The organism is Brevundimonas sp. (assembly GCF_046293315.1).
Taxonomy (GTDB): domain Bacteria; phylum Pseudomonadota; class Alphaproteobacteria; order Caulobacterales; family Caulobacteraceae; genus Brevundimonas.
Genome location: NZ_JBKBPF010000108.1, coordinates 1 through 546, shown reverse-complemented (window position 1 = coordinate 546; position 546 = coordinate 1). Strand labels below are relative to the sequence as shown.

The following is a 546-nucleotide window of genomic DNA, read 5'->3' as shown; positions in this document are numbered from 1 at the left end:
CGGGCGGGCGCGGGCGCTGCGGGCGCGGAGCGGGACAGCGGGGAGCTCACTTGCTTGGTGTGCTTGGAGGAGCTGGCTCGACAAGTGGCGGTGTTGCCGTGCGGCCACATCTTCTGGTGCGACGCTCGCCGTCGCTGTCTGTCGCTGCCTGTCGCTGCCTGTCGCTGCTGCTGTGCGCTCCTCACAGCCCGCGACCGCGCAGCAAGTCTTGCTTCCGTCGCGTGCGCGGCGCTCGCAACTACGTTTCGTGCCCCACCTGCCGCGCCACCACGCCGGCTCGGGACGTGCAGCTGGCGGTGAACGACCCAGCGGCAGCAGGGGGTGTGCTGGAGCCGGCGCCGGCAGCTGACAGCGCTGCGGCAGGTGGCGGAGGTGGTGGCGGCGGTGGCGAAGGTGGTGGCGGCGGTGGCGGCGGCGGCGGCGGCGGTGGCGGTGGCGGTGGTGGTGGCGGTGGTGGTGGCGACGGCGCCGATGGTGGCGACTTATTGCTCGACACAGCAGCCGACCCCGCTGCCGCGCCGCCAGCCACCACCGACCAGCCTGCAG

The 546-nt window shown here is 73.8% G+C and carries 1 protein-coding gene; it reads left to right on the top strand.

Annotated elements, in window-relative coordinates; translation table 11 throughout:
* Window positions 1-363 precede the first annotated feature (363 nt).
* On the top strand, window positions 364-546 hold a 183-nt coding region (locus ACK4SE_RS14275; protein WP_409694048.1), incomplete at its 3' end, for a hypothetical protein.